Genomic DNA, 23,101 nt, shown 5'->3' with positions numbered 1-23,101 from the left:
AAACGAAGAGTGCAGATGGTTTGCTTTGTACCTCCTAAATCACTGGAGATAGCTTATTAAAGTCTGCTCTCCCCTGCTTTATAGATACCATTGTATATTTATAAAATGGTCTTTGTCAAGAGATAAACTATAAATCAGCGACTTCCTTTATAATGCCACAAACATTATATTTCTGTAGGTTGACATATTCGATTGGGATTTGTTTTTCTTCACATAATTGAAGGATATGTTTAAGGTATTTTTGATTAGCCTTTTCTCTAATTAACACCCTGTCTGGAAGGCGCCTAAGCAGAACTCTAGTTGTCTCACCAACTCCTGGTTTTATTTTATTGATATCACTAATGTTGTAGGATTGGGCGATTTTCTTAACTTCGTCCAATCCTTTGAAATCCTCATTGAGCTCTTCTTGTGAAGGATTGAAATAATCTAATTGAACTTGGTCAAAATAGGATTGCACTTTATCTAAGAATTCCAATGAATGGTCGTAAGCTTCGTTTTCTGCATAATAAACAGCTCCGTGAAGCTCGTCATCTTTCATTTCTTTTAATTTGACCGTCCTGCTGACGAGGCCGCTGACAGTAGCATTTAAGCAAGCGCTAGGGATTAAAAAGTCCTGACGAGTACCATAAAGCGGTGTTACCGAAGCTGGATCACTGAGTACAGCTAGAGTAGGATCTAGTTCGGAAAAGAATTTGTTTTCCTCTGCTAACCTCTGGCAGGCTTCTTCAAGGACGGTATTTATTGCTCCTTTTCCAACCCAACCATCCACAAATTGAATATCTTTAGGATGGTGCTTGTTGGCTATAATATTCATGGCAGCTATGTCAATCCCTTTACCTCTAATGATAGAAATACTATAATGCGGCACATCAAGCTGATATTTATAGTGAAGGTACCTTTTTATTAGAATACCTATAGGAGTCCCTGCCCTTGCTAAGGAAACTAAAACAAGATTTTCTCCTTTTTTCTTAAAAATCTTTTCAGAAAGACTTGCTATAGCGTTAGCAGTCTCAAAAGAAAGAGTTGCGAGGCTTTCTTGATAGATTTTCATATAGCGCTCTGTTGGGGCATATTCTAGAGGTAGCATTTCGGAATAATGAACGCCCTGTTGATTTAACTTTTCTCTTTCAGCAGTGTCTAATACAGGAACCTTTCCACGCACATCTTGTAAGAGGATGGTTACATCGGATTCAGGGTAACTAGTTTTTACTAAATTCATAAAAGCCTTTCTTATTGTTTAACAAAAATTAGTGTTTGCTTACTAAAGGGCTGCAGTTTATTTTGAAGAGTTGCTCGAAATGCATCAGTCATAACCTCATAGACAATGATAATTTGGTCATAATGACGTTCAAAATCGTAAAGGAAAGTCATTCTATTCGTTTCGTAAGCACTGGCCAAAGCTAAGCCGTTATGGAAAAGATAGTTGTCTTCACTGGAGAGGGAAATGGGACTTCTTGTGGTGGAGCGAACCTCTGCATCAAGTTCTTGGGCTAGCCTAATTGGTAACCACATGTTTTCCTCAGTTCCAATGACAGCTATTGTTTCTTCTTTAGATTTCCGAGAGACTTGCGAAGTCAATCGATTTAGAGCAGTTTCTTGGAAGACTAAAAACTCTTCTTTAGTGAGACCTGTTCGAGGATTGAGCTTGTCAGATAAATGATAGTGAACGTCTGAAGTTAGTCTTGGTTTTTCCAGTATTGTTTCTTTCAGCTCTATGAGTGGAGTATTATCTCTCATTTGACCACTGACTAGGTATATTCTTTTGATTCCTTTTTCTTGAAAAATCTTACGATTCTTTGTATTTTGCCAGTTTAATATAGAAGCGGCTGAAAAAGAAATACCGTCTTTAATTTTTTGAAATTTTTCAATAAAGTTAACAATTGTATTTCCTGTTGTTATTTCATCTTCGATAAACAAAACAGTATCGTAGTCAGGAATATCTGAGCGATAATATAATTTTTGTGTACTTGCATGTGAATGTTCTTCTTCGAAAGAGATATTTTGGATATCCGTATTAATGCTTTCTCGAGTAGTCTGTAAATAAAAGACAGTATTCAAATCTTTGTTTTCCAAGGCCATATGCATGATTGCCTGGGCGATTCCAGTAGCCGTCTCAGAAAAACCAACAACTAAAATACGCTTGTCAGAAGGAATTTGCCTTTTTATTTCTTGATAGAGTTCGGAAAATAGCTGAAGCGTGTTATGGGCTTTAACAGGATAATGTTTAGCTTGATATTTATTAACAAATAAATAGTCTCGATTGGGATTATTACTTCGCTTGCAAATAGCAACCATATCATTGATAACGAAGGAACTCTTATTTTCTTCTATATTAACAAAATCTTCTACTTTTAAAAGATAGGTCATTATTATTCCTTTCAAAGTTTGCAATTAATTAACCTTTATTGTCTTAGTATATCACTAATTAGCTCAACTGTCACTTTAATACTTCAAACAAATCTGGACAATCTTATTAGTGCTATTGTGGTATAATAATAAAAACATTTCAAAGGAGTTCCACATGCTTGAACGTCTACAGCAGCAGTTAGCTTTTACCAATGAGCTGGAAAAACTGAAAGCCACTCATCGCAACAATCGGACCTTGGACGCTTATCGTTTTGAAAATTCTGCTGAGCATAGTTGGCAGGGGGCGCTCATGGCGCTAGTTTTTCGAGAATATATCCCCGAAGAGGTCAATCTGGAAAAGGTCATGTCTATGTTACTAATTCATGATTTGGGCGAAATATATGCTGGCGATACTTTTATCTTTGACGACGTGGGCAAGAGCGATTCTTACGATAGAGAGTTGGAGTCCTTGAAAATCAGTTTAGACAAGCTTCCGTCAGATCAGCAGAATTCCTTTTTAGAACTTTGGAAGGAGTTTGAAACCAGCATTAGCATAGAGGCTAAATATGCCCGAGTGCTGGATGCTCTGGTTCCCCTGCTCAATCACTTGGAAGTCGCTCAGCCTCATGACAATCCTCATGGCCTGACCAAGTCGCAGGTTATTGCGAAAAAATCCTTTATCCAAGAAACCTCTGAAAGTCTTTGGGAATTGGCTCAGGAAGTTATTGACCAAAGCGTTGCTAAGGGGCTATACCTAGATGAGTGAGCCTAAGGGCCTTGCTCGTAGATAGAAAGTTTGAGACTGGTTGAACCAGTCTTTTCATGTTATAATATTCAGACAAGATTGAACGGAGAAAGTGTTTCACTTATCATGATTAGCTCAAAATATGACTGGCAGTTTGCCACTAATTTTACAGACGAAAATTTTTTAAAAAAGGCTAAAAAAGCTGGATTAGAACCTGCCGCTGCTAGTCTCCTTTACCAAAGGGGTGTGCAGACTGAAGAAGCTTTGCAGGAATTTTTGGAGCCTAGTTTAGACCAGCTTCACGATCCTTATGACCTGCATGATATGGAGCGGGCAGTGGAGCGCATTCGCTCAGCGATTGAGAATTACGAGCAGATTTTGATCTATGGCGATTATGATGCTGATGGGATGACCTCAGCATCTATTGTCAAGGAAGCCTTGGAGCAGTTGGGGGCTGAGTGTCAGGTCTACTTGCCTAATCGCTTTACGGATGGTTATGGTCCTAATAGCAGTGTTTATAAGTATTTTATTGAAAATCAAGGTATTTCGCTCATTATTACAGTAGATAATGGAGTGGCCGGCATTGAAGCTATCGAGCTGGCCCAGTCTCTGGGTGTGGATGTCATCGTGACGGATCACCACTCCATGCCTGAGGAGTTGCCAAATGCCTATGCGATTGTTCATCCGGAACATAGCGGAGCGGATTACCCTTTCAAGCATCTGGCTGGCTGTGGGGTGGCTTTTAAGCTAGCAACAGCCTTGTTGGAAGAAGTCCAAGTCGAACTTTTGGACTTAGTGGCCATTGGGACCATCGCTGATATGGTCAGTCTGACGGAGGAAAATCGGATTCTGGTTAAATATGGCCTTTCTGTTCTCAAAAATACCCAGCGAGTAGGTCTTCAGGAACTCTTCAAAATAGCTGGTATTCAGCCTGATGAACTGGATGAAGAAACGGTTGGCTTTCAGCTTGCCCCTCGACTCAATGCCTTGGGACGATTGGATGACCCCAATCCAGCGGTTGAGCTTTTGACTGGCTTTGATGATGAAGAAGATCGTGACATTGCGCTTATGATTAACCAGAAAAATGACGAGCGCAAGGAAATCGTCCAGCAGATTTATGAAGAAGCGCAAACCATGCTGGACCCTAAGAGACCTGTGCAGGTGTTGGCCAAGGAAGGTTGGAACCCTGGTGTGCTAGGGATTGTCGCTGGGCGCTTGCTGGAAGAGCTGCACCAGCCAGTCATAGTGCTTAATATTGAGGGTGGTATCGCTAAGGGCAGCGCCCGCAGTATTGAAGCAGTCGATATTTTTGAGGCCTTGGACAGTCATCGTGATCTCTTTGTAGCTTTTGGTGGACATGCTGGAGCAGCTGGAATGACTCTTGAAGCAGACAAATTAACAGAGCTATCTGATATCCTGACAGCCTACATCTTAGACAATGATTTGGATTTGACTGGCAAAACAACCCTGTACTTGGATGAGGAGTTGTACTTGCCAGAACTGACTTTGGATACACTCAAAAGCTTCGAAAAACTAGCTCCTTTTGGTATGGACAATAAGAAGCCGCTTTTTTACCTCAAGGACTTTAAGGTGGACAATACTCGGACTATGGGGGCTGGCAACAGTCATCTTAAGCTGAAAATTTCTCAGGAAGATGCATCTTTTGAAGTAGTAGCTTTTGGGCAAGGAAGCCTGGCGACAGAGTTTGCCCAAACCAAGAATCTGGAGCTGGCTGTCAGCCTCTCTGTCAATAAATGGAATGGACAGACCAGTCTCCAGCTCATGCTGGTAGATGCTCGTGTGGACGGCGTTCAGCTTTTCAATATCCGCAGCAAAAATGCGACGCTGCCTGACAAGGTTCCAGTCTTGCGTTTCACAGAGGAATTGCCGGATTTGACAAATAGCAGAGCAGTTGTGGTTTATGACCTGCCTGATGATTTGCAGGACTTGAAGAAGATTCTTCAATCACAGGATTTCGAAGCGATTTACTTTAAGAATGAGATTGCCAAGCCTTATTATCTGACTGGTTATGGCAACCGTGAGCAGTTTGCAAAACTCTACAAGACAATCTATCAGTTCCCCGAGTTTGATGTTCGCTATAAGCTCAAGGACCTAGCAGCTTACCTGAAAATTGATCCTATTCTCTTGGTCAAAATGATTCAGATTTTTGAAGAGCTGGGCTTTGTCAGCATCAAAGAAGGCGTCATGAAGGTCAATAAGGAAGCTGAAAAGAAAGAAATTGAAAACAGTCACATTTACCAAGATCTCAAGCGCCAAGTCAAGGAACAAGAACTCATGGCACTGGGCACTGTGCAGGAGATTTATGATTATTTGATGGAGAGATGAGATGGTATAAGACTGAGCCAAAGTCTTGCAAAGGAGAACTTTTTAGATGAATGAAATTATCCTGAGTTTTAAACCAGAATTTTTTAAAGCTTTGCTAACAGGAAAAAAGCATTTTGAATATCGTTCAAGGATTCCTGAAAAAGAAACGGTAGCTTATTTATATCTTTCCTCGCCCGCTAAGATGATTGTTGGAAAAATGATTTTAGGTCAGCGTAATAATATCCAAAACTTTTTAGAAAATTCAGATTTAGAAAATAGTAGTCGTCCATATTTGGAAAACCATTTGCAAGAAGGTGCTAAGTATTTTTCTCCAATTTACTCCCTATCTCTTCTTGACTCGCCTATATCATTAAAACAAGCTAAAGAATTATCGCCGAGATTTAACGCTCCTCAGGGGTATAGCTATGTGACAAATTATAAAGAATTGCATAATTTTCTTGAAAACTCTGTATTTTCAACATTTGAGATTAATCCATCTAATGTTTTGGACTTATTAGGCTTATTTACGAAGGATGTTGTAAAAAATTATGAACAAGAAATAGCAACACCTCTTTATTTAGAGCAATACATCTGATTTTGACTTGCCTAGAAAAAACGATAATAAAGAATAACCAACTTAATCCAGGCCCCAATATGATGGTCTATAAATGTCTCAGACATGATTTTTCAGATTAAATAATAGATACCAATAAAAAGTAAGTTTTCTGTTACCATTTGGATGAAAAAGTGATATAATAGAGAGTAAAAAATTTTTTTTGAAAGAAAGTATATCATGAATTTAAAAGACTACATTGCAACAATCGAAAATTATCCAAAGGAAGGCGTGACATTCCGTGATATCAGCCCATTGATGGCAGATGGAAATGCTTATAGCTACGCTGTTCGTGAGATTGTGCAATATGCGACAGACAAGAAGATTGACATGATCGTTGGACCGGAAGCTCGTGGCTTTATCGTGGGCTGTCCTGTTGCCTTTGAGTTAGGAATCGGCTTTGCTCCAGTCCGCAAGCCTGGCAAGCTTCCTCGTGAGGTTATCTCAGCTGACTATGAAAAAGAGTATGGTATGGATACCCTGACCATGCATGCGGATGCTATCAAGCCAGGTCAGCGCGTTCTGATTGTAGATGATCTCCTTGCGACTGGTGGAACAGTGAAGGCGACGATCGAGATGATTGAGCGCCTTGGTGGCGTAGTGGCTGGCTGTGCCTTCCTTATTGAGCTGGATGAGCTCAAAGGTCGCGAAGTTATCGGTGATTACGACTACAAGGTTCTGATGCACTATTAATACATAGTTTCTAGCTATATCTAGTTAGAGAAAAAGTATAATTGAAAACTATATCTCCTTTCAGTATAATGAAAGTACATTGGATAAACGAAGAATAGGCTGGAAAAGTATTTCCAAGCCTTTCTAACGATTGAAGGAGATATTTTTATGCCAATTAAGATTGATAAGAAACTGCCAGCTGTTGACATTTTAAGTTCTGAGAATATCTTTGTCATGGATGACGATAGGGCGGACCATCAGGATATCCGCCCTCTGAATATTCTGGTACTCAATCTCATGCCCCAAAAAATGGTGACGGAAACTCAGATACTGCGCCATTTGGCTAATACTCCGCTGCAGTTGACTATTGACTTCCTCTACATGAGATCTCATCAGTCTAAAACGACACGTGCAGAGCATATGGAGACTTTTTATAAGACTTTTGATGAGGTTAAAAATCGCTATTTTGATGGCTTGATTATCACTGGTGCACCGGTAGAGCATCTGCCTTTTGAAGCAGTGGACTACTGGGAAGAGTTCCAACGGGTGATTGAATGGTCCAAGACCCATGTCTTTTCGACTCTGCATATCTGTTGGGGAGCTCAGGCTGGACTTTACGCTCGCTACGGCGTGGACAAACACCAGATGACACGCAAATTATCGGGTGTTTATAGCCAGTCAGCTGACAGCAGCAATCTGCTTTTCCGTGGCTTTGACGATGAGTTTTATGCGCCGCATTCCCGTCATACTGAAGTTCTGAAGGAAGATATTGTCAATCTGACTAATCTGGAAATTCTTTCGTATGGAGAGGATACTGGCCTCTCTGTGCTGGCTAGCCGAGACTTGCGAGAGGTGTATAGTTTCGGTCACATGGAATACGACCGCGATACTCTATCCAAGGAGTATTTCCGCGATTTGAAGGCGGGCAAGAATCCACACATTCCAGAGAATTATTTCAAAAACGATGATGTCCATGCGACACCGGCCTTGCGTTGGAGTTCGGCCGCGGCACTCTTTTTCAGCAATTGGGTCAATTACGCTGTCTATCAGGAGACGCCTTTTGACTGGGAGAGCCCTGAAAATGATGTATCGTTTTTTGCTTATCTATAAGAGGTGACATGACTTATTTATCAGCTTTTAAATCGGGCAATCTAGTAATCCCGAGTGCCCTTCTTTTACATTTTAAGGACATCTTTGATTCCAGCGATGATTTTTTGGTCTGGCAGTTTTTCTATCTGCAAAATACGACTTCTCTGGAAGAGCTGGCGCCTAGTCAGATTGCGGAGCATATTGGCAAGACCCTGTCAGAAGTCAATCGCTCTATGTCTCATCTGACTGAGAAAGGTCTCTTGCAGTATAAGACCATTGAGCTGAATGGAGAGACAGAGGTTATCTTTGATGCTTCACCGGCTTTAGAAAAGCTGGATGAACTGCTGGCAGCTAAAAGCGGTCATCAGACTGTGGTAAAGGCACCTCAGAATGTTTTGAAAGACTTGGTGGAGACCTTCCAGCAGGAACTGGGTCGTCTCTTGACACCCTTTGAAATTGAGGACTTGACCAAGACTGTTCAAGACGACAAAACCAATCCTGACTTGGTCAAGGCTGCCCTTCGTGAGGCTGTGTTTAATGGCAAGGCCAACTGGAAGTATATTCAGGCTATCTTGCGCAATTGGCGTAAGGAAGGCATCATCACGCTTGCTCAGGTAGAAGCCAAACGGGAAGAACGTGAAGCAGCTAACCCTCAAAATGTGACAGTTTCAGATGATTTCCTCAATGCCATGAATTTGTGGAAGGACTGACTTTATTAGATTTATAGTGGCCTGTTAGATATGACAGGCCCTTGGTTTTATAAAAAAGGAGAAAAGTATGACCTATCAATTGCCAAAAGTCTGGTCTGCTGCGGATAGCGACCAAGGAAAATTTTCAGGTATCAATCAGCCTACTGCAGGCGCGCGTTTTGAGCAGAGGCTTCCTGTCGGTAAAGAGCCTTTTCAGCTATATTCACTTGGGACTCCAAATGGGGTTAAGGTGACGATTATGCTGGAGGAACTACTGGCAGCGGGTATCACTGAGGCAGCCTATGACCTCTATAAGATCAGCATCATGGATGGCGACCAGTTTGGCTCAGATTTTGTGAAAATCAATCCCAACTCTAAGATTCCGGCCTTGTTGGATCAGTCAGGTCATAAGCCGATTCCTGTCTTTGAGTCTGCGAATATCCTGCTCTATCTAGCAGAGAAGTTTGGAAAGCTAATTCCGTCAGATTTGGCCGGTCGGACTGAGGTGCTCAACTGGCTCTTCTGGCAGACAGGAGCGGCGCCCTTCTTGGGAGGCGGATTTGGTCATTTCTTTAACTATGCACCAGAAAAGCTAGAATATCCCATCAACCGCTTTACGATGGAAGCCAAGCGACAACTGGATTTATTGGACAAAGAATTGGCCAAGAAAGCTTATATCGCTGGAGATGACTATAGCATAGCAGATATTGCTATCTGGTCTTGGTATGGGCAGTTGGTGCAGGATAGGCTCTATCCAGGCGCAGCTGAGTTCTTGGATGCTGCATCCTACAAACATCTATCTGCTTGGGCGGAGAAGATTGCAGCTCGTCCGGCAGTCCAGCGCGGTTTAGCTGCTGAGTATCAGGAAATCAAATAAATAAGTGTCGGGTAGGAACAAACACCCCATCATCAAGTGGCGAGACAAAATCAGTTTATCAACAAGCTGATTTTTCCTCCGCTGCTTTTTTTATGCCCTTAAAAATGATATACTGAATAGAAGAATGTTTAGAAAAGAGTAAGCGATGCAAAAAAAGACTATTTCCCAACGCTTGGAGCGAGTAGCTGCTTTTGTGCCGGATGGGGCTAAGTTGCTGGATGTTGGGAGCGATCACGCCTATCTGCCTATTTACCTGGTTCAGCAAGGACGGATTGAGAAGGCTCTGGCCGGAGAAGTGGTAGAGGGGCCTTTTCAGTCTGCCCAGAAAAATGTGTCAGAGCATAGGCTGACGGAGCTGATTGAGGTTCGCTTGGCTAATGGTCTGGCGGCTTTTGAAGTAGAAGATCAGATTGACACCATCGTTATCGCTGGCATGGGCGGTCGCTTGATTTCAGAGATTTTGGAAAATGGCAGAGCTAAGCTTAGAGCTATTTCCCGCTTGATTTTGCAGCCTAATAACCGAGAGGATGAGCTCCGCAGCTGGCTGGTATCTAACGGCTTTCGCTTGCTGGCTGAGGATGTCTTAGAAGAGGCGGGGAAGTTTTACGAAATCCTAGTGGCTGAAGCAGGCCAGCAAACTTTGACAGAGCAAGAAAAACGCTTTGGTCCTTTTCTGATGAAGCAACAGTCACCTGATTTTCAGCTAAGATGGCAGAAAGAATTGAAGAAACTTGAAGGAGCTCTGGCCCATATCCCAGAAAAAAATGAGCTAGAACGCTCTGCTATGTCCCAAAAAATCGAAAGTATCAAGGAGGTGCTCCATGCTAGCAAGTGAAATCATTGCCCGTTATGAAGCCTATTGCCCGCAAGAACTGTCCATGGAGGGCGACATTTCAGGACTGCAAATCGGGACCTTGGATAAGGAAGTGGACAAGGTTCTAGTGGCATTGGATATTCGTGAGCAAACGGTGGCGGAGGCTATTGAGGCAGGTGCTGGACTGATTATCGTTAAGCATGCGCCTATCTTTCGCCCGCTCAAGGACCTAGTGGCAGATAAGGCACAAAATCAAATCATTTTAGATCTTATCAAGCATGATATTGCTGTCTATGTTAGCCATACCAATATTGATGTCGTGGAGGACGGGCTTAATGACTGGTTCTGTCAGCTTTTAGAGATTGAGGAGACAAGTTTTCTCAGACAAACGACGCCAGAAAACGGCATTGGACGTGTGGGGAGGATTGCTCCTCAGACCTTTGGGGACTTTGCGGCTAAGGTCAAGGCAAGTTTTGGACTAGATAGTTTGCGTCTGGTCACTTATGAAGAAGCGGATCTCAATCGTGTGATTGAGCGTGTAGCTATCTGTGGTGGCAGCGGTCAGTCCTTTTATCCAGAGGCTATTTCCAAGGGAGCGCAGGTCTACATTACAGGTGATATTTACTATCACACAGCCCAGGAAATGCTGACAGAAGGTCTTTTGACGCTGGATCCTGGACATTATATCGAGGTTCTTTTTACGGAAAAATTGAAAGAAAAATTTGATCTTTGGAAGGCAGAAGAGGGATGGGAGATTGAGATTCTGGCTAGTCAGGCTTGGACCAATCCTTTCCGACATATTTGAGAGGGAGTGACATGAAAAGAGTAGCAGTAATTGGTGCTGGAATTGTCGGATCAACAGCCGCTTACTATCTGTCCAAATCCCCAGATGTGGAAGTGACTGTCTTTGATGACGGCAAGGGGCAGGCGACCAAGGCAGCAGCTGGCATTATAAGTCCTTGGTTTTCCAAACGTCGCAATAAGGTTTGGTACAGGATGGCGCGTTTGGGCGCTGATTTTTATCAGAACTTGATTGCGGATCTGAAAGCTGCTGGTATTCAGACAGACTTTTACCAACAGACAGGTGTTTATCTGCTGAAAAAGGATGAGAGCAAGCTGCAGGAGCTTTATGATTTGGCTGCTAATCGTCGGGAAGAGTCGCCCTTAATAGGGGACTTGAGTCTTCTCAGCAGTCAAGAAGCCCAGAAGAAATTTCCAGACTTGCAAGGCTTTGAGCGACTTCTCTATGCTTCTGGCGGTGCCCGTGTGGAGGGAGCACTCTTGACGGAGACGCTTCTGAAAGCCAGTAAGGCAGAACTGGTTGAGAAAAAGGTAAACTTGACAGTAGAAAGAGAGCAACTTCTTGTGGACGGACGCAGCTTTGACTGTGTTATCTTAGCTGTGGGGGCTTGGCTGGGAGAAATCTTGCAGCCACTGGGCTATAAGACAGATGTTCAGCCGCAAAAGGGACAGCTGTGTGATTTTAAGCTGGCTGAGCAGACGGATGATTACCCTGTTGTTATGCCTGAGGGCGAGCTGGATATCATTCCCTTTCTGGCAGGCAAGGTCAGCGTCGGTGCCAGTCATGAAAATGATCAGGGCTTTGATTTGACGGTAGATAAGAAAGTGCTGGATCAATTGCAGCAAGAAGCAGAAGCTTATTTGCCAAGGCTGTCTAAAGCAGAGATTTTAGGTGAGCGCGTGGGAACACGAGCCTATACCAGCGATTTTGCACCTTTCTTTGGAGCTGTGCCAGACTTGCCACGAGTCTACACTGCTAGTGGACTAGGATCTTCTGGTCTGACAACTGGCCCGCTTATCGGACGCCAATTGGCCCAGATGGCTTTGGGAGAAGCGGGGCTGCTGAATCCAGCTGACTATCCTATTGAACAGTATGTGAAGAAGGTTTGATATGACAGAAACCATTTTGAATTGGGTCAATATTTGTGTAAAAAAAGATGAAGAAATCCTACTGCTTAATCGCCAGCATGATAACTTTAAAGGGTGGATACAACCAGGCGGGAAGGTGGAGTTTCCAGAATCTTTTTTCGAAGCTGCAAGGCGCGAGTTAAAAGAAGAAACGGGGCTGACTGCTCTAAATATGGAATTGAAGGGAATTTCAGGATTCACTAATCCGAGTAAAAAAGAATGGTATGTGTATTACGATTTTCTTTGTACTGCCTTTGAGGGGCAAGTCAGGGGAAACGATCATGAAGGGGAGCCCAAATGGTGGAAGATTTCCGAACTTGGCCAAATAGATATGCAGGACGACATACGTGAACGTTTGCCTCTCTACTGGCGGAAAGGCTCTTTCGAGCGGATTCATTACTGGAATGAGGAAAAACACTGTATAGGGGAAACCAAGACGATTTTGTATGATTGATTTTAGAGAATAAGGAGAAGTTATGGATTGGTTACGATCGCAGCCTGTGGTTATGCAGGCATTATTGGCGGGACTTTTTACATGGGGATGTACCATTGTAGGCTCGGCTGTTGTATTTTTCTTTAAAAAGGTCAGCCGTAAGCTGCTGGATATTATGATGGGATTTGCGGCAGGGGTCATGATTGCGGCTTCCTTTTGGTCGCTTCTGGCGCCGTCGATTGAGTATGCCCAAAGTTCTTATGGCAAGCTGTCCTGGCTGCCTGCAGCGATTGGTTTTTTAGTGGGAGGTTTTTTCCTGCGGCTGATTGATGCGGTAGTGCCTCACTTGCACTTGAGCAAGGATATTTCGGAGGCTGAGAGTGTTTCTGAGCATAGCCGAAAGAAGCTGTCCAAGACAGCCCTGCTCTTTTTAGCCATTACCATTCACAATTTTCCAGAAGGTTTGGCAGTCGGAGTAGCCTTTGGTGCCTTGGCCGCCAATCCTAGTCCGGAAGCCTTTGTCGGCGCGATTGGCCTAGCTTTAGGAATTGGCCTGCAAAACGTCCCAGAAGGAGCGGCTCTGTCCATTCCGATTCGGACGGACGGCAAGTCTCGGCTTAAAGCCTTTTACTGGGGTTCCATGTCTGCGATTGTAGAGCCAATCGGGGCTGTTCTTGGGGCAGTTGCTGTTATGGCCATGACGGCGATTCTGCCCTATGCCCTATCCTTTGCAGCAGGCGCAATGGTTTTCGTGGTGGTAGAGGAGCTGATACCGGATTCGCAAACCAATGGCAATACTGATGTGGCGACTTTGGGTCTCATGGTGGGCTTTGTTCTCATGATGGTCTTGGATGTGGCTTTGGGTTGATGCCAACTTGGAATCAAAGAGCGGAAGAAAGCGGAATTTCCGCTCTTATTCTTTTATTTAAAGGTAGTGTAAGTGGTAAGAGTTTTTAGAAAAGTATAAATTGAATATCTTGTATAGGAAGGAGAACGGAGAAATCTGTTCTCCTTTTTTGTTCGTTTTAAATTTAAAGAGAAAGGAGATCGTCATGCGAGGATTGGAGATTGTCATGAACATTGACACATTGGAAGTCTATGAAGTGATTGATCACGATAAAGAAAAACAGTCAGAGAAAATACCGCTAGAAGATGTTAAAGCTTCTTCAGGTGCCTTTCAACTTGATTTGTTTGAAAGCATGAGCTGCCAGAACTCATCCTAGGGGGAGATTGTAAAGAACTGTATCAGAGGAGACAAACGATGATGACAAACAGTTTAAATTTATATGAAAAGTTGCTCAATAGCGAGCCTTTGGGATTTATTGATCCACTGACAGATTTAGGAGAGTTTGACAAGGTTCAGATGAAATTCAGAAAACCTGTCCGCAGCTTAACGAATAAGTATTCAGGTCAGCCTTATAATCCTTACTGGCAAGAGAAAATTGAGGAAATGCGATTACTCTATATTCAATATCAGCTAAGCCTTCGAGAAGAAGATAAGAAAGAGAATATCCAAACCAGGGTTAAAGTTCTAGAAACGCAAGAACATATTGAAGAAATCGTTACCACGTATTTGAAACTAGGTTTTCGCTTTAGAGAAATTGAAAAAAGAGTATCGCTGTCCTACAAAAAGCTACGTAGTGACTGGAGTCGGTGCGATCATGTAATGACCGCAGAAGCTGAGTTTTACAGTAAAGAGGATTTAAAGGACGGCTACTTCTTTTCGGTTGCTGCTCCTCCTAAGAGTATGAAAGAGAACTAAGAGAGGTTGACATGAGTTCAAAAGAACAGGGAAAATGTTGTATCTGTGGCTGCACTTGGAACAATGCTTGCTACACTCCAGACAAGGGGGCTTGTTGGTGGATAGATGAAGAAGAAACAATTTGCAGCCATTGCTATTATGGATTAGGAATAGCTCAGGAGGTCACAAATGAACGATAAGATTATTTTAAAAGTTCAAAACTTACTTGAATTAGCCTATGACGCTCCAAATGATGAAGAAGGGCAGTCAGCGCTTCTCATGGCCCAGAAGTTGATGGTAAAACACAATTTAGCCATGAGTGATATACAAAAGATCCACAAGAATAATATTGGAGAGACTGTTGCAGCCTCAGAATATAGAATGGTTTGGTGGAAAGAGAAATTGGCTGGTATTCTTGGTGCAAACTTCAGGTGTAAAGTCATTAGACAAAGGAAAGTTGATGAAGGAATTACGAAAATGATTTTCTTTGGCTATGATAGTGATGCTGAATTTTGCACCAAAGTTTATGAAGGTGCTGTTTTATATCTGGAATATCGATTAAAACGTCTCTTCCCTACAATTACAAAAGCTCGCTGGAAAGACTACAAGAAGTCTTACTTGTTTGGATTTCTTACAGGGTTGAATGAGCGTTTTGAGAAACAAACTCAATCATCAGAAAAATTTGCTTTGATGGTTCAGGTTCCTGCTGAAGTATTGGAAGAACAGTATAAACGAATGGGAAAACTCAATGAGAGATCTGCCAAAATTCCAATTCAAAAAGTAGACCTGGAAGCTTATTCTGTAGGACTTGAACATGCAAAAGAAACAAAGCTAATGACTGATGAATTGTTAAACAGCTAGCTCAGTGATGAAAAAAATTAGGAATATTTCAATATGAATTTGAATACAATCTATCCTTTAATTCTCAAAGATGGATTAAGGAATTATAAATTTAGAAACAGTCATTTGAAACCTGTTTCTTCAGTTGAGGAAGGTAAGCGAGGAGCTATATTCACTTACCGTTCCAAAGCTCACATGATCAAGGCCCGTGGACTTGTTCTAACCTCAATGGAAGCTATTAAAGAAAATCAAGATGGCTTCACTCACTGGACGCCGAACGTTTATCGCTTCGGATCATACAGTGACAGCCGACGACAAATTACACGTGGCCATGCTGAAGAGAACTTGCGTCAGATCAATACCTTTGTGATTGATTTTGACCTGTCCTCAGATGATGTAATGACATCAGGAGACATCCTGACGGCTGCTCTTGATTTAGGCTTCATGCCAACGTTAATTCTAAAGTCAGATAAAGGATACCAGGCTTACTTTGTTCTGTCTGAGCCAGCCTATGTGACCGCCCATTCACAGTTCAAGGTGGTAAAGGTGGCCAAGGCGATCTCTCAAAACTTGAGAAGTTACTTTGGTCAGACTTTACCTGTTGATATGACCTGTAATCACTTTGGTATTTGCAGAATACCCCGTACAGATAATATCGAATTCTTTGACGAAGAGTACACCTATTCTTTCCAGGAGTGGCTGAATTGGTCGATGAAACAATCAGACTTGCCTTTCCCAAGTAAGAAACCGAACCTAACGGTTATTTCAGGAACAGAAGGGGCAAAACAGACCGATGAGCCCTGGTATAAGATGTTGATGAATGAGTCAAACATCAAAGGTACTAAGGACTTAATGGGTCGAAATTCTGTATTGTTCACTTTAGCCTTGGCTAATTTCTCCAGCGGTGTCTCACAAGGCGATTGTGAGGTCGTGTTAAACGAATTTAGCCTACGACTGGACGAACCAGTCACTACAAGCGAACTCTTAAAGATTATTGCCAGTGCTTATTCAGGCAAATATGAGGCAGCCAGCAGAGATTATATCATGCTGCTGTGTCGGGCCTGGGTCAATAAGGATTTGAAGGCTGCGGATCTCTTTACCAAGCAGCGGTGGTACAAATTCAAGAAGAAGCGGGCTGATCGCAAGAACAGTCATCTGTATGAATGGAAAGCCGATGTGATGGCCTATTTAGAGGACTTTTACCAGTCAGAAGATCCATTTATTCAGACAACGAAAAAGGCGCTGAGAGAAGCTCTCAGTATCCCTGAACGCTCTTTAGACAGAGTACTGAAAGCACTAAAGGCAGATCAGAAGATCTTCTTCACGATTAAATCTGGCCGTGGCGGCGGGATCCGTATTGCTTCCGTCAAGGCTATCTTCCTGTCCCTTCTCCAGGTGAAAAAGGAACGCCAGGAAGCGTATGTTGGTTATATTGCTGCTTTCTTTGAAGAAAGCTTGAGTCTCACTCGGCGAGTGATAGAAGGAGTTAAAAATGACCTTAAACAAGTATCACAACTCTCTTTATTTGAGCTTGACATTGGATAAAAAATAAAACCCGTCAAGTGCCTTTACATTATATCTAGGATACTGTGAGGCAATTCAGAGGCGGGGGAAAAACTAGCTAGTCAAGAACTTGGAAGATCAAGAAAGTGAGGAAGTCAAATGATTGCTATTTTTAGTTTTGAGATTGGAGATTATCTGCGTGATGAGAAGAAGAACCTTCTAGTTTTTGAGACTCAGGGGATGGCTTCTCAATATCTTCAAAAATGGTATCACAAGCCCGTACCAGTAACGAGGACAAAGAGAATTATTCAGTATCCGAATTACTATCAGGCTCCATTTAGATTTCATAAGGTTTGTTAGAAGGGAGGTTTTAATGGTGAAAAATGAAGATGATGTTTTTTATACTGGAAGACTTTATCTGTTTGATATTATTCCATTATGGAAAACGACAAAGACCAAGCGAGAATGGAAAGAAATTGCAATGGAGATGTCATCAAGAAATAAAATGGTGATATTTAGGTTTGATGATGAGGAGGAGAGGGAAGATGACAAAAAAGTTTAAGATTGTACGAGGGACTTATCTGACAGGACTAGGACAAGAGCCCTCAGCTTATTACTTCAAAGTGTCTGACAGTGATGCAGACTTTGAAACGATTGCTCCTGGAGATGTAGCCCTGACCTTTTATCAAAATGGAGAAACTATCACAAGTTTACCAGCTTTGGTACGAGTTGATGGGGTCATTGTAGCTGAAAGACAGGTCAATGAATTTCTCCAAAGTGAGAAAAAAGATCATCTGCCTATGTTGCCGATTGTGGCGATTTATGATGATTTTGATCCGCTTGTTTTGAATAAGATTATGACCAGCTTTCAGGAGCTAAAGCAAGACATGAAACGGCTGGCTAAACTCCAAGTGATCCAGGGCAATCTCTTTGATTTTCTGGACAAGGAGGACTCTCTATGAAAGATTTGAAAGCAATCAAATTGGGTTTTGGCATTGTTCTTTTTATCATGCTTTTGAGTTTTGCTGCTATTGGAGTAAAGACGGTTTTGCAAGAGGTTTTTTTCAAAGATTATGACAGCCATCTGACCCAAAACGAATATGCAGCTGCGGTAGTTGATCAGAATGTGAACCTGGTCTTTTACAAGTCAGGCTGCCCCTATTGCCAGGCAGGAAAACAGGCGGTTATTTCTGCTGCTGAAAAGAGTGCTTATCCGACTTTTTATATCAATGTTGAGTCTGAAAAAGGACAGGCCTTAGTAAAGAAATACCAAGTAAAAAAAGCGGCGACTATTGTCAAGTTGAGAGATGGAAAACAGCAGCTTTCTCTCTATGCAACTAAGGCCAGTAAAGGTGAAATTAATGTTGATGAGTCTGCTATCAAGGAGGCAATGAAATGACTAAAAAGGTAAAGAAAAAAACAGAAGCATTGTTTCGTTTTGATAATGAATTGTGGCGTGCTAAGACGCCTGAAGGTGTGGTTGCTTTAGGCAGACATGTTGGAGAAGATCCTTACTATCTTCTCCGGTTCCATGACGAGGGCGGCAGCCTTACCTATATCTCAGAGAGTGAGGCTTTGTGGCTAACTCTCGAACTTGCACCAGAAAAAATGTCTTGTATCTAGGAGGCTTCCCATGAATAACTTATCGAATTTTATTAGTCATTTTGTCATCTTGGCTAGCTTGCTATGCGCTTGGTTTCTTCCTATTTGTTCTGTGACAATCAGAGATAAATATGAGAATGAGAAAAAGCAAATGAGAGCGTCTGTCGTCTTGATGATGTTGTTGAAAATGTTCTGGCCTAATAGTCAGGTGAAGTGGGGAAAAGAAAATTAGAAAGGATTTATTAGACATGATAGAAACATTAAAACGCTGGATGGGAAATGCAAAATCCAGCACCGTTGTAAAACCATTTCTGGCCGTTAAAAACTGGTTTCAGGAGAATGTGATCAAACGAAAATTAGTCATTTTTTCCGTTTTATTTGCGGCCTGGATCAGTCTTTTGGCTGGAGCACTCTATTCTCCAGAACGCCAAACCTACACAGATGATCAGCTTAAAACCAAGCAAACATTTGTCAATGGAACTGGAGAAATTAAGCTGACCAGTCAGACCTATTCTCCCAAAACAGGTATCATTGTTCTTCAGTTTGAGACTAGGGATGCGACTTCATCTGTTGACCGTGGAATTGATGCCAAGCGCTTAAAATGGAAGCTTTACTCACAAAATAAATCAGCTAAAACGAGCATGGAAGTTGTCCCAATCGTGGATAATAAAATCTCAGTGATTATCCGTGGAGTACCTGAAGATTTTGGCGCTTTTGCGATTGATGTCATCAATACAACTGTCTCAACTAGTTCAGTTGATATTGACATTACATCGCCATCAAGTGACGATAGTTCCACTTCAAAATCCTTGTCCCCGAAAGAGGAGGAAGCAGAAAGAACAGTTCAATTCTTTGTAACAACTCAAAATAAAAATCTCAAACAAAAGACAATCGATGCGGTGTCTCGTGAAGAGTTTACACTGACTGAAATCGAGGCTGAAATCAGCTATCAGGAAGGACAAATCAAAAAATTGAATGAGTCTATTTCTAAGCTGAAAACCTCTATTGAAGATGATGAGTCTCGCAAAGACGGATTGAATACTGAAGCAAAATATCTTACAGGTGATGATCTGGAAGCCAACCAAAAAGATATTTCTGTCATTGATAGTAACATCGAAACCAAGAACCGTTCGATTGAAACAGCGACAGAAAATATCGAAAAACTAAAAGGTAAGATTGAGGCCTTAAACAAGAAAAAAGCAGCTGTGAAAGATGGTACATTTGAATTTTCTAATCCGATTGAAACGGTGGAAATGAAATAGTGAAAGGAAAGATATCATGAAAAAACACACTCAAAAATGGAAAGAACTAAATAAAAATGGTCTCAAATTATCACTGTTTTGTGGTTTGAATTGGCTTGTAAAATTCTTGATTAAGGGTCAATTTTATATTTTCTCAGCTGTTTTACTCGGCTTGCTGACGTATTATATGCCACGGGATATACAACTATTTACTGTGAAAGTTTTGATTTCCTTAGTCATGCTCAAGTGCTTAATAGATGTCATTTATACGCTCTCCTCAAGAGAGTTGGGACGTATGAAGACGACTTTCAATTTTGTTTTAATCTTTCTATTTTTCCTAGAAGGAAATGATTATATTAAGCAACATGTTTTAACAGAATCTATGGTTAATCGTCTTCTTACATTTTGGCTAATTAGTCTTGCTCTTGCAACTCTTGTAATTTTTATTCAGCCGATATTATTTAAGCGCTATCTCTTAAAAAATGTTATTAATAAAGAGTATTTAGGTATTCGAAAGCTAACAGATCATCTGCCGCCTGAATGTAATCTTTATACGGATGCTGATGAAAAAGAAGCTGACAAACGGATGAAAATGATTAACCAAAATGTGATTAAACAACCTTATCAAGAGTTTGTTGAATTAAGCTATTTAAACAGAGAAGTGCTTACAGCTATTCGCTATAGTGTAGTTCAATTTGAAAAAGAAAAAGAGCGTACTTTCGGTGATTATGATACCATTTATTATCCTGTTTTTAGAATTTATCCTTTTGGAATAAAAGAAGATTTTGGTCATACACTGATTAAATTTAAACTTAGTCGAAGAGCTGCTTTTACAATAGAAGTTGAAGGATTTCAGAAGCAATTGTCCTAAAATTGGTTCTCCCTAATTTTATATTAGGGAGTTTTCTTTTTGCGGTGACTTGTCCCTTTACAGCACAAAAAAAAATTATCCCTTATACTGATTATAATTTTGAAAAGGAGGCTATAAGATGGCAAAAAAAGATCTTAAAAAAATTGATTTAGAATTGGAAGAAGCAAAGAAAAAAGTTGCAGCTTTAGAGTCTGTTCGTAAAGAAGCAGAAGAAAAGCTTCAAAAAAATATTGGTAAATTGTACGTTCAGGTTCAGCTAAAAAAAGATAAAAATTTATCATATGAACAAATCTATGATGACCTAAAAACAGAACTCACTCTTCTAAAAGAAGAAGAAAAAGAACGTCGTCAAACTGTTCAAAAAGCTGCTGAAGAAAGCGAACAGGTTTCTTAAAAACAGACCGATTTTCTCCAGCTGAATATTCACGAAATGACCAGATTTATCTCTTTAGATATCAGTGGCTGAAAGTATGCTGATTAGAAAATGAGTAGGCATAGGTGTGTTAGAGCAGTGTGCTTAGGTAGGCGTAGCCGAGAAAATTGGGGACAAAGGAAACGTTGATACTATCAACTCCACACGGGACGTGGGGACAGTTTCCCTTATGCTCTTTTCAAGCACTAAGACCCTAAAAGGCTTTAGCCTTGCAGGTGGGCGCTGGTGTGCTGAAAAACCGCAAAAGTAGAACCGTTTCGGTTCGTGACGTTGCGAGGTTCGGGTTTTCTTTTTTGCTTCTTTTTGCTTTTTCCTCGTAAAAAGAAAAAAGAAGGGCGCTCATTTTTTGAAGAAAGGAGAGATGAATTGCCGACCAAAAATCAAACTATTGAAATCAAAATCCGAGGACTTTCACACCAAGAGGTGAATTATTTAAAAGCTCTTGCAAAAGATACCAAGGCAAAATCATTTAATGAATTTTTGCTGGGGATGTGCCGTGAAAAAATTGAAAAAGGAAAATTCAATCGGGCAGAAGATTTGTACGTCTCCCATCTTGAAAATATCAAACTGACGTCTGACCACGTTTTGTTTTTGACAGAAAAACAGTCCGACATTTTACAAGATTTTGAAACGAAAATGGCCCGATACGCTAATCACATTTCCCGCTGGTTGGAATACGAGGGGGAGGTGGAAAGAGATGACTAAGGAAATCAAAATCAGAAATATTCCAGATCATACGTTTGAGCAGCTGCACACCATAGCGAACAAATATCAGTATTCATCATTCAATGAATTTATGCTCTCACAATGTGAGTCTGTCGTAATGAACGATGGACTAGATTTATATGAAAATCGTTTTGCTGAAACCTTGGCTGAAATTAAAAAACAACAGAGCCAGATTTTAGAGTTGCTGTTGAAGAATGAAATCAAATTATCAGGATATGGTGCAAAACAAGAACTGGTAGAACAGCTGACGATTGATTGGCTTGGATTTATGAATGACGAAAAAGCAGTGACTTCTGAACGACAGGCAGGTGATTATTGATGAAGAAAAATAAATTTGTTTTTGTCGCTATAATCTTTTTAGCCATCCTTCTGGTACAGCCTCAAAATTTTCAAGCGGTCGTCTCAATTTTTACACAAAATGATTTGAAAAGTCAGCTCAATATTACTGGTTCACCTGGAGAAAAAAATTCTGATATTTCATCCACCTATCATTCTAAAAATAGTGAACTGAAATCACAAATCTATGATGGAAAAAATCAAGTCATTGAAGTTCATTCTAAAGCTCAATTTACGAGTGAAGAATTGAATTTGGAAAAAGGCACCTGGAAAAAATTTTCCAGTCTTGACCTGCTCAATCGTGTAGGAGTGGCTGAAGCCATGTTAGGTCAAGACCTACTGCCTAAAAAAGAGCGAGAAGATATTTCAACCGTCACACCGACTGGTTGGAAAAACAAGAAGATTGATTTTAACGGTCAGTCGGATTACCTCTACAATCGTTCCCACTTAATTGCTTTTCAGTTGAGTGGTGAAAATGATAATCCGCAAAATCTATTCACAGGGACACGAGCCCTGAATGCAAATTTTGAAGATGAAAAATCTTCTATGCTTTACTATGAAAATTTTATCTCAAACTATATCAAAGAAACAAATCATCATGTCCGCTACAGGGTCACACCAATTTTCAAAAATGTGGAATTGGTGTGTCGGGGCATCCGTCTGGAGGCCCAAAGTGTAGAAGATGATACCATCTCTTTTGACGTGTATATTTTCAATATCCAACCAGGATATGAAATTAATTATTTAACTGGGGACTCTCAAAAAGTTGCCCTTTGATGAACCAAAAAAAGGAGACACTCATGCCAAGAAAAAAATCAAATACCCGTCGTTTCAGCCTTTACTTAGGAGATGAAGGCGCTGAAAAATTTACAGCCATTATTGATTATTTACAAGATCAGGGATCACCACAAGGGCCAGAATTGAATAAGTCAGAAACAATTCAATTAGCCTTGGATGCTTTCTATAAACTGTTCCTAGATATTGACCGTCCTCAACCTTATATCCAACGATTAGCTGAGCTTCAAGGGGTCAAAAATAACCAGCTGGAAAATATAGAGCAGGATTTGAAAGTGGTTAAAAATCAGCTCAATAGATTGCAGTATTTGGAACTGACTAATTTTCATGCCGTTACGAAAGGTCAAGATTTTGATGTGCAAGATTTAGAGTCTATTCACTCACGCATGGATCCTAACCAGCATGAACTAATGGCAAGAATTGATGATGTCATTCAAGAAGATGTGGCCAGGGGCCAAACGATTAAACATTCTCATTAAGG

32 protein-coding genes are annotated in these 23,101 nt (G+C 41.1%); 30 read left to right on the top strand and 2 right to left on the bottom strand.

What is annotated here, in order from left to right:
* Nucleotides 1-127: 127 nt before the first annotated feature.
* The gene (locus RSK81_RS07765) at nt 128-1,219 is read right to left on the bottom strand and encodes a cysteine protease StiP family protein (RefSeq protein WP_061595137.1); all 1,092 of its coding nucleotides are present in this window, start codon (nt 1,217-1,219) and stop codon (nt 128-130) included.
* Nucleotides 1,220-1,230: 11 nt separating this feature from the next.
* The gene (locus RSK81_RS07760) at nt 1,231-2,367 is read right to left on the bottom strand and encodes a phosphoribosyltransferase domain-containing protein (protein ID WP_315686424.1); all 1,137 of its coding nucleotides are present in this window, start codon (nt 2,365-2,367) and stop codon (nt 1,231-1,233) included.
* Nucleotides 2,368-2,521: 154 nt separating this feature from the next.
* Between RSK81_RS07760 and RSK81_RS07755 the strand changes: the two genes are divergently transcribed.
* The 30 genes from RSK81_RS07755 to RSK81_RS07610 all read left to right on the top strand — a co-directional run bounded on the left by RSK81_RS07755 (nt 2,522) and on the right by RSK81_RS07610 (nt 23,099).
* Entirely contained in the window at nt 2,522-3,112 is a 591-nt protein-coding gene (locus RSK81_RS07755) for an HD domain-containing protein (RefSeq protein WP_315686422.1), read from the top strand.
* Between the two features lie 105 nt (nt 3,113-3,217).
* Complete coding sequence (gene recJ / locus RSK81_RS07750; protein ID WP_315686420.1) at nt 3,218-5,437, top strand: single-stranded-DNA-specific exonuclease RecJ; 2,220 nt, start codon at nt 3,218-3,220, stop codon at nt 5,435-5,437.
* 46 nt (nt 5,438-5,483) lie between these two features.
* Nucleotides 5,484-6,011: a hypothetical protein gene (locus RSK81_RS07745; RefSeq protein ID WP_268681471.1), complete on the top strand. Its 528-nt coding sequence runs from the start codon at nt 5,484-5,486 to the stop codon at nt 6,009-6,011.
* Nucleotides 6,012-6,209: 198 nt separating this feature from the next.
* A complete protein-coding gene (locus RSK81_RS07740) occupies nt 6,210-6,722 on the top strand; it encodes an adenine phosphoribosyltransferase (protein ID WP_002906315.1) in 513 nt (170 codons plus the stop codon).
* 147 nt (nt 6,723-6,869) lie between these two features.
* Nucleotides 6,870-7,811 carry a homoserine O-succinyltransferase gene (gene metA, locus RSK81_RS07735; RefSeq protein ID WP_268681470.1) on the top strand — a complete coding sequence of 314 codons (942 nt, stop codon included), beginning with the start codon at nt 6,870-6,872 and terminating at the stop codon, nt 7,809-7,811.
* An 8-nt stretch (nt 7,812-7,819) separates the two neighbouring features.
* Nucleotides 7,820-8,500: a DnaD domain-containing protein gene (locus RSK81_RS07730; protein ID WP_268681469.1), complete on the top strand. Its 681-nt coding sequence runs from the start codon at nt 7,820-7,822 to the stop codon at nt 8,498-8,500.
* A 67-nt stretch (nt 8,501-8,567) separates the two neighbouring features.
* A complete protein-coding gene (gene yghU / locus RSK81_RS07725) occupies nt 8,568-9,356 on the top strand; it encodes a glutathione-dependent disulfide-bond oxidoreductase (protein ID WP_268681468.1) in 789 nt (262 codons plus the stop codon).
* Nucleotides 9,357-9,501: 145 nt separating this feature from the next.
* On the top strand, nt 9,502-10,191 hold the full coding sequence (locus RSK81_RS07720) for a tRNA (adenine(22)-N(1))-methyltransferase TrmK (protein ID WP_315686418.1): 690 nt from the start codon (nt 9,502-9,504) through the stop codon (nt 10,189-10,191).
* A complete protein-coding gene (locus RSK81_RS07715; protein ID WP_315686417.1) occupies nt 10,178-10,975 on the top strand; it encodes a Nif3-like dinuclear metal center hexameric protein in 798 nt (265 codons plus the stop codon). Before RSK81_RS07720 ends, RSK81_RS07715 begins: the two co-directional genes overlap by 14 nt.
* 11 nt (nt 10,976-10,986) lie before the next feature.
* Nucleotides 10,987-12,081, top strand: coding sequence for an FAD-dependent oxidoreductase (locus RSK81_RS07710; RefSeq protein WP_315686416.1), 1,095 nt, complete (start codon nt 10,987-10,989; stop codon nt 12,079-12,081).
* Between the two features lies 1 nt (nt 12,082).
* Nucleotides 12,083-12,553 (top strand): 8-oxo-dGTP diphosphatase, encoded by a 471-nt coding sequence (locus RSK81_RS07705; RefSeq protein ID WP_315686415.1) that lies wholly within the window; start codon nt 12,083-12,085, stop codon nt 12,551-12,553.
* A 22-nt stretch (nt 12,554-12,575) separates the two neighbouring features.
* Nucleotides 12,576-13,400, top strand: a complete 825-nt coding sequence (tmpA, locus tag RSK81_RS07700; protein ID WP_315686414.1) for a ZIP family manganese transporter TmpA — start codon at nt 12,576-12,578, stop codon at nt 13,398-13,400.
* Nucleotides 13,401-13,605: 205 nt separating this feature from the next.
* Nucleotides 13,606-13,755: a hypothetical protein gene (locus RSK81_RS07695; protein WP_196756390.1), complete on the top strand. Its 150-nt coding sequence runs from the start codon at nt 13,606-13,608 to the stop codon at nt 13,753-13,755.
* Nucleotides 13,756-13,793: 38 nt separating this feature from the next.
* Nucleotides 13,794-14,294 carry a hypothetical protein gene (locus RSK81_RS07690; protein WP_053794424.1) on the top strand — a complete coding sequence of 167 codons (501 nt, stop codon included), beginning with the start codon at nt 13,794-13,796 and terminating at the stop codon, nt 14,292-14,294.
* 11 nt (nt 14,295-14,305) lie between these two features.
* Complete coding sequence (locus RSK81_RS07685; protein WP_315686412.1) at nt 14,306-14,473, top strand: paraquat-inducible protein A; 168 nt, start codon at nt 14,306-14,308, stop codon at nt 14,471-14,473.
* A complete protein-coding gene (locus RSK81_RS07680) occupies nt 14,463-15,134 on the top strand; it encodes a DUF2786 domain-containing protein (RefSeq protein ID WP_023916838.1) in 672 nt (223 codons plus the stop codon). Before RSK81_RS07685 ends, RSK81_RS07680 begins: the two co-directional genes overlap by 11 nt.
* A 33-nt stretch (nt 15,135-15,167) precedes the next feature.
* Nucleotides 15,168-16,658, top strand: coding sequence for a primase C-terminal domain-containing protein (locus RSK81_RS07675; RefSeq protein ID WP_105025994.1), 1,491 nt, complete (start codon nt 15,168-15,170; stop codon nt 16,656-16,658).
* A 117-nt stretch (nt 16,659-16,775) separates the two neighbouring features.
* Nucleotides 16,776-16,976, top strand: a complete 201-nt coding sequence (locus RSK81_RS07670) for a hypothetical protein (protein ID WP_008809739.1) — start codon at nt 16,776-16,778, stop codon at nt 16,974-16,976.
* 13 nt (nt 16,977-16,989) lie between these two features.
* Nucleotides 16,990-17,178 carry a hypothetical protein gene (locus RSK81_RS07665; RefSeq protein WP_315686410.1) on the top strand — a complete coding sequence of 63 codons (189 nt, stop codon included), beginning with the start codon at nt 16,990-16,992 and terminating at the stop codon, nt 17,176-17,178.
* Nucleotides 17,162-17,578: a hypothetical protein gene (locus tag RSK81_RS07660; protein ID WP_315686409.1), complete on the top strand. Its 417-nt coding sequence runs from the start codon at nt 17,162-17,164 to the stop codon at nt 17,576-17,578. The genes RSK81_RS07665 and RSK81_RS07660 overlap by 17 nt, the downstream gene beginning before the upstream one ends.
* Nucleotides 17,575-18,015 (top strand): thioredoxin, encoded by a 441-nt coding sequence (locus RSK81_RS07655; RefSeq protein ID WP_315686408.1) that lies wholly within the window; start codon nt 17,575-17,577, stop codon nt 18,013-18,015. The genes RSK81_RS07660 and RSK81_RS07655 overlap by 4 nt, the downstream gene beginning before the upstream one ends.
* Complete coding sequence (locus RSK81_RS07650; protein ID WP_136115657.1) at nt 18,012-18,239, top strand: hypothetical protein; 228 nt, start codon at nt 18,012-18,014, stop codon at nt 18,237-18,239. Before RSK81_RS07655 ends, RSK81_RS07650 begins: the two co-directional genes overlap by 4 nt.
* A 10-nt stretch (nt 18,240-18,249) precedes the next feature.
* Complete coding sequence (locus RSK81_RS07645) at nt 18,250-18,450, top strand: hypothetical protein (RefSeq protein ID WP_053794429.1); 201 nt, start codon at nt 18,250-18,252, stop codon at nt 18,448-18,450.
* A 16-nt stretch (nt 18,451-18,466) separates the two neighbouring features.
* Nucleotides 18,467-19,480, top strand: coding sequence for a hypothetical protein (locus tag RSK81_RS07640; RefSeq protein ID WP_315686407.1), 1,014 nt, complete (start codon nt 18,467-18,469; stop codon nt 19,478-19,480).
* Nucleotides 19,481-19,496: 16 nt separating this feature from the next.
* On the top strand, nt 19,497-20,330 hold the full coding sequence (locus tag RSK81_RS07635; protein ID WP_315686406.1) for a hypothetical protein: 834 nt from the start codon (nt 19,497-19,499) through the stop codon (nt 20,328-20,330).
* A 118-nt stretch (nt 20,331-20,448) separates the two neighbouring features.
* On the top strand, nt 20,449-20,724 hold the full coding sequence (locus RSK81_RS07630; RefSeq protein WP_315686404.1) for a hypothetical protein: 276 nt from the start codon (nt 20,449-20,451) through the stop codon (nt 20,722-20,724).
* 426 nt (nt 20,725-21,150) lie between these two features.
* Nucleotides 21,151-21,468, top strand: a complete 318-nt coding sequence (locus tag RSK81_RS07625) for a hypothetical protein (protein WP_315687770.1) — start codon at nt 21,151-21,153, stop codon at nt 21,466-21,468.
* A complete protein-coding gene (locus RSK81_RS07620) occupies nt 21,461-21,808 on the top strand; it encodes a hypothetical protein (protein ID WP_053794433.1) in 348 nt (115 codons plus the stop codon). Before RSK81_RS07625 ends, RSK81_RS07620 begins: the two co-directional genes overlap by 8 nt.
* Nucleotides 21,808-22,602 carry a DNA/RNA non-specific endonuclease gene (locus RSK81_RS07615; protein ID WP_315686401.1) on the top strand — a complete coding sequence of 265 codons (795 nt, stop codon included), beginning with the start codon at nt 21,808-21,810 and terminating at the stop codon, nt 22,600-22,602. The genes RSK81_RS07620 and RSK81_RS07615 overlap by 1 nt, the downstream gene beginning before the upstream one ends.
* A gap of 23 nt (nt 22,603-22,625) precedes the next feature.
* Complete coding sequence (locus RSK81_RS07610; RefSeq protein ID WP_315686400.1) at nt 22,626-23,099, top strand: hypothetical protein; 474 nt, start codon at nt 22,626-22,628, stop codon at nt 23,097-23,099.
* Nucleotides 23,100-23,101: the final 2 nt, after the last annotated feature.

The organism is Streptococcus sp. DTU_2020_1000888_1_SI_GRL_NUU_041A (assembly GCF_032387735.1).
GTDB classification, from domain to species: domain Bacteria; phylum Bacillota; class Bacilli; order Lactobacillales; family Streptococcaceae; genus Streptococcus; species Streptococcus sanguinis.
This window is presented reverse-complemented; position numbering and strand designations above follow the sequence as displayed.